Origin of the sequence: Arthrospira sp. PCC 8006 (genome assembly GCF_046480465.1) — a bacterium.
Classification (GTDB): Bacteria; Cyanobacteriota; Cyanobacteriia; order Cyanobacteriales; family Microcoleaceae; genus Limnospira; species Limnospira platensis.
In genome coordinates this window covers 1-4,843 of record NZ_PKGG01000304.1, presented here as the reverse complement: position 1 = coordinate 4,843, position 4,843 = coordinate 1, and the positions used below count along the sequence as shown (strand labels likewise).

At 42.6% G+C, this 4,843-nt stretch carries 7 protein-coding genes and 2 pseudogenes; 5 read left to right on the top strand and 4 right to left on the bottom strand.

Features of this window, described 5'->3' with window-relative positions:
- The coding region (locus B9T16_RS25815) for an HNH endonuclease (RefSeq protein WP_410246105.1) at nt 1-158 on the top strand (158 nt) is incomplete at its 5' end.
- An 86-nt stretch (nt 159-244) separates the two neighbouring features.
- On the opposite strand, the gene B9T16_RS25810 is transcribed toward B9T16_RS25815, so the two are convergent.
- Both B9T16_RS25810 and B9T16_RS25805 read right to left on the bottom strand, forming a co-directional pair.
- Nucleotides 245-379 carry a hypothetical protein gene (locus tag B9T16_RS25810; protein ID WP_410246103.1) on the bottom strand — a complete coding sequence of 45 codons (135 nt, stop codon included), beginning with the start codon at nt 377-379 and terminating at the stop codon, nt 245-247.
- A gap of 38 nt (nt 380-417) precedes the next feature.
- Nucleotides 418-834: a hypothetical protein gene (locus B9T16_RS25805; RefSeq protein ID WP_006615921.1), complete on the bottom strand. Its 417-nt coding sequence runs from the start codon at nt 832-834 to the stop codon at nt 418-420.
- Between the two features lie 326 nt (nt 835-1,160).
- On the opposite strand from B9T16_RS25805, the pseudogene B9T16_RS25800 reads away from it, so the two are divergent.
- Nucleotides 1,161-1,564: pseudogene (locus tag B9T16_RS25800) on the top strand (IS1 family transposase); the annotation flags it as partial.
- A gap of 104 nt (nt 1,565-1,668) precedes the next feature.
- On the opposite strand, the gene B9T16_RS25795 reads toward B9T16_RS25800, so the two are convergent.
- Nucleotides 1,669-2,829: a group II intron reverse transcriptase gene (locus B9T16_RS25795; RefSeq protein WP_410246102.1), complete on the bottom strand. Its 1,161-nt coding sequence runs from the start codon at nt 2,827-2,829 to the stop codon at nt 1,669-1,671.
- Nucleotides 2,819-3,049, bottom strand: a complete 231-nt coding sequence (locus tag B9T16_RS25790) for a reverse transcriptase domain-containing protein (RefSeq protein ID WP_410246101.1) — start codon at nt 3,047-3,049, stop codon at nt 2,819-2,821. Before B9T16_RS25790 ends, B9T16_RS25795 begins: the two co-directional genes overlap by 11 nt.
- A gap of 83 nt (nt 3,050-3,132) precedes the next feature.
- On the opposite strand from B9T16_RS25790, the gene B9T16_RS25785 reads away from it, so the two are divergent.
- The 3 genes and pseudogenes from B9T16_RS25785 to B9T16_RS25775 all read left to right on the top strand — a co-directional run bounded on the left by B9T16_RS25785 (nt 3,133) and on the right by B9T16_RS25775 (nt 4,814).
- Nucleotides 3,133-3,342 carry an RNA-directed DNA polymerase gene (locus B9T16_RS25785; RefSeq protein WP_410246104.1) on the top strand — a complete coding sequence of 70 codons (210 nt, stop codon included), beginning with the start codon at nt 3,133-3,135 and terminating at the stop codon, nt 3,340-3,342.
- A pseudogene (locus tag B9T16_RS25780) lies at nt 3,332-4,513 on the top strand (group II intron reverse transcriptase). The gene B9T16_RS25785 and the pseudogene B9T16_RS25780 overlap by 11 nt, the downstream one beginning before the upstream one ends.
- Before the next feature lie 121 nt (nt 4,514-4,634).
- Complete coding sequence (locus B9T16_RS25775; RefSeq protein ID WP_071941250.1) at nt 4,635-4,814, top strand: reverse transcriptase N-terminal domain-containing protein; 180 nt, start codon at nt 4,635-4,637, stop codon at nt 4,812-4,814.
- Nucleotides 4,815-4,843: the final 29 nt, after the last annotated feature.

The following is a 4,843-nucleotide window of genomic DNA, read 5'->3' as shown; positions in this document are numbered from 1 at the left end:
CAGACTTAATTGAAGTAGACCACGTTGTACCTAGAAGCCAAGGCGGAAAGGATGAATACAAGAATCTTCAAATATTACATCGCCACACCCGCGACAATAAAACAGCTCTTGATGAAAGAGATGTTGCTGTACTCTTAACAAAGAGACGGTCAAACTAGGAGCCGTATGAGGTGAAAGTCTCATGTACGGTTCTGCTGCTGAATGGGAGGGGTAGACCGTGAGGTCTATCTCGACCCCTAATCAATTAAATATCAGTATACATATTAGTATCCGCCGCATCTTGAAGCTGTGGCACAAACTCCGTCCCCTTTAGCTTCATCCCCATTTCCAACAGTATTTCTGCCATATCATGTTTAGAAACTTTGTCATTTCCCCTCATCGACAAACGTTGATAAAGTTGTTAAAATACCTCACTTGTTAAATTCCTAAAGTCTTCTTGCCACCTATCTCTAGTTTGCTAGTTTGGTTGAATTCATCACGGAGCAGGTTAGTTTGAGTATCCAGAGATTGATCCAAAGATTCAATACTGTTAGAAAACTTACGATTGATTCTCTCAAGATGCTGTCGCAGTTCCGGGGCTTCTTCTTTACTCTCTGTACTTAGAGATTTAAACTTTTTATCAAAGGCTTCGTTAGTCGCCCTAATGTCAGTCGAAAAAACACTTTTTAGCTGTTGTGCATAATCATGAAATTCTTGCTGAAGCCTAGATAAATCCGACTCCATTTTCTCGAAGCGGTTATTAAACTCCCGGATATTAGAACCAAAAATAATATCGCGAATTTTCTCAATATTAGCTAATTTTTCGCGCATTTCTTCTTTAGTTATATCGGACATAATTTCTCCTGGTAGTTGTAGCAGTTATCCTGGTTACGGAATATTTTGGGCTATCCTCCCGACTTAGCCCTGTGGATAAAGGGGGACATTTCCCAGACCCTATGATTGATAATTTTTGGGCTTTTTCCCCTAGGGCGGTTCTCGGGGGGTTGAGGGTTAGCGTGGCGAGATACACTCTCTTGGAGTCTTCCAGTCCTTACCCAGACTGATAGTCCGAGTCCCGCTGACCAAATATCAATGCTGGCTTTTCTGAACCTACCCCATAGCTGTTGGCTTGGCTTTGTAGGTGTTGCATAATAGAAAATGATATTCTCAAATAAATCAAGATGGATTGTCCTTATTGCCAAAGCCATAAAGTAGTCAAAAATGGTCATCGTCAGGGAAAACAGAGTTACCTGTGCCGTGAATGTGGTCGCCAATTTCGAGAAAATCCCTGTCCTGGAGGTTACAGTTCTGATGTCAAAGAGCTTTGTGTGAAAATGTCCCTCAATGGCATGGGATTTCGAGCCATTGAGAGAGTCACTGGTATTTCTCACAACACAATACTTAACTGGGTTAGAGTTGCAGAAACCCAGATGTGATGAGGAAAACTATGAAATTCCTGAAATAGCTCAAATTGATGAGCTTCAGACTTTTGTGGGTTCAAAAAAAANCCATCTGGGTCTGGACAGTTGTGAATACCAAACTGCCTGGAATTCTGAAGTTTGTCATAGGCGACCGCTCATTGCTGAATTAGGGGTCGAGATAGACCTCACGGTCTACCCCTCCCATTCAGCAGCAGAACCGTACATGAGAATTTCACCTCATACGGCTCCTAGTTTGACCGTCTCCTTGTTAAGAGTACAGCATCATCTCTTCATCAAGAGCTGTTTTATCATCGTGACAATGGCGATGTAATAGTTGAAGATTCTTGTATTCATCCTTTCCGCCTTGGCTTCTAGGTACAATATGGTCTACTTCAATAAAGTCTGACGGGGTAAAGAATTGCCCACACCAGGTACATCTACCTTTTGGTTTCTTGAGTAGTTTTGCAACTCTATTTGGCGTATCGATTGCTTGTCCTTTCCTGTTTGCCCAGTAAGTCCAATTTCCGTCGTATGGTGTTGCTTCCGGGCGTATTAGGGTGTGTCTGACAATTGGAGTCCACTTATGTTTCCATAATTGGATTCCATCTTTGGTCTGGAATAACCAAGATTCATGCCTTTCTTTCCCATTGCTAAGTTTAACCATTCCATGTCTGAAATAGTTTCCTAGCTTTTCGTAACTTGCCTTTTGGCATCTTGATTTTGTCCATGCCCGTAACATTTGCCARATTATGAAGTCTAGCTTGTTGAAGGTCTCTGTTGAGACTACCGCTGAATAATAGTTTGACCATCCCCGAATAATTGGGTTCAGTTTGTTAATTAGGGCTGACTGAGGTGCTGTTTTATATTGTTTGATTACATCTTTTATCGCTTCTGTGTGGGCAACTGCTTTTTGACTGGGTTTTATATGAGTTTTATGTCCTAATGGTTTCCCATATGGAGTCATCCCAGTTCTGTATTTTCCTACGGGATATTGCCTAATCTTGAAACCTAAGAAATCAAATCCGGGTTCCTCTGTTTTGCCATTATACTCAATAGATTTGAGTGTATTGCAGATTCGAGTTTTTTCAGGTTTAATCTCTAATCCAATAGGCTTTAGCCATTCAGAGATAGCAGTTTTGCACTGTTCAATGATTCCTAAGTCTTTGGATATGACTACAAAATCATCGGCATATCTTATTGCCATGGTATATGGTTTGTTGTTTTTGGGATACATTTTTCCTATTAACCTTCCCATTCCCAACAGTGCGATGTTGGCGAGTATTGGACTTATTACCCCTCCCTGGGGTGTCCCTGTTTTTGTATCCTCGAATACACCGTTGTCTAGCACTCCCGCTTTGAGCCATTGTTTCAGGTCTCTTTTTAGGCGGCTTGGACAATGAATTTTGGACAGTAGGTATTCATGGTTCACGGTAAGAGGATTTTGCTATATCAGCATCAAGAACATAATATTGTCCTTGATTTATGGCAGTGTAAATTCTGCTAATTGCGTCATGGGCTGACCGTCCGGGACGGAACCCGTAGCTTGTGCCTTCAAATCTCGATTCCCATTCAGGTTCGAGARCCGACTTAACCAAGGCTTGCCTYGCTCTATCTTGGATTGTGGGAATTCCTATTCCAGCTTTTTTCATCCCTWCCAGGTTTTGGWATCCACACCCGTCGCAGTGGTTTTGGATTCCAAAGCCTGGTAGGGATGATTAAAGCTTGATGAGGAATACCCACAATCCAAGATAGAGCAAGGCAAGCCTTGGTCAAGTCGGCTCTCGAACCTGAATGGGAATCGAGATTTGAAGGTACAAGCTACGGGTTCCGTCCCGGACGGTCCGCCCATGACGCAATTGGCAGAATTTATATTGCCATAAATCGAGGACAATATTATGTTCTCGATGCCGATATAGCAAAATGCTCTTACCGTGAACCATGATTACCTACTGTCCAAAATTCATTGTCCAAGCMGCCTAAAAAGAGACCTGAAACAATGGCTCAAAGCGGGAGTGCTAGATAACGGTGTATTCGAGGATACAGAAGCAGGGACACCTCAAGGAGGGGTAATAAGTCCAATACTCGCYAACATCGCACTGTTGGGTATGATTAGGTTAATTGAAAAACTGTATCCTAGGAAATCAAACTATCGCCCTTTTGCGAGAGTCATAAGATACGCCGATGATTTTGTGGTCATCTCAGAAGACCTAGGAATCATTGAACAGTGCCAAACTGCAATCACCGAATGGCTTAAACCTGTAGGCTTAGAAATAAAACCTGAAAAAACTCGAATATGTCACACGCTCAAACCTATTGAGTATGATGATAAAACAGAGAAACCAGGGTTCGACTTTCTAGGATTCAATATCAGGCAATACCCAGTAGGAAAATACAAGTCTGGAAAAACAGGGTGACCCACAAGCCGATTAATCGGACATAAAACCCTCATAAAACCCAGCCAAAAAGCAGTTGCCCACACAGAAGTGATTAAAGGTGTAATAGAACAACATAAAACCGCACCTCAGTCAGCCCTGATTAGTAAACTAAACCCGATTATTCGGGGATGGTCAAACTATTATTCAGCGGTAGTCTCAGCAGAGACCTTCACTAAACTAGACAATATAATCTGGCAAATGTTACGGGCATGGACAGTATCAAGATGCGGAGAGGCAAGCCATGATAAGCTTAGAAACTATTTCAGAAATGGAACGGTTAAACTTAGTAATGGGAAAGAAAGACATGAATCTTGGTTATTCAAGACCAATGATGGATTCCAACTATGGAAACATAACTGGACTCCGATTGTCAGACACACCCTAATACGCCCCGACGCAACACCATATGACGGAAATTGGACTTATTGGGCAACCAGGAAAGGACAAGCAATCGACACGCCAATTAGGGTAGCAAAATTACTCAAAAAGCAAAAAGGTAGATGTACCTGGTGTGGGCAATACTTTACCCCATCAGAATTAGTTGAGGTAGACCACATTGTACCTAGAAGTCAAGGCGGAAAGGATGAATACAAAAATCTTCAACTGCTACATCGCCACACCCGCGATGATAAGACGGCGCTCGATAATGCCAACGCTGTGTCCATAACAATGGAATAGTCAGACTAGGAGCCGTATGAGGTGAAAGTCTCATGTACGGTTCTGAATGGGAGGGGATGGAGGTGACTCCATTCTCGACCCCTAATCGAGTTTAAAGAAAGGGTTTGGGAAACCAAAACCAATCAAGACTACGAACAACGCATGGAAAGTCATCCCATGGACTAAGGTTCAACGGAAAGTTTTCAAGCTCCAAAAGAGTATATTTCAAGCAGCTAAATCGGGACAGGATGCAAAGGCTAGAAGGTGGCAACGTCTATTGGTGAAATCATATTATGCCCGACTCTTAGCAGTACGGCTGTAGGGGCGGGTTCCACGGTCAGCCATGCATCC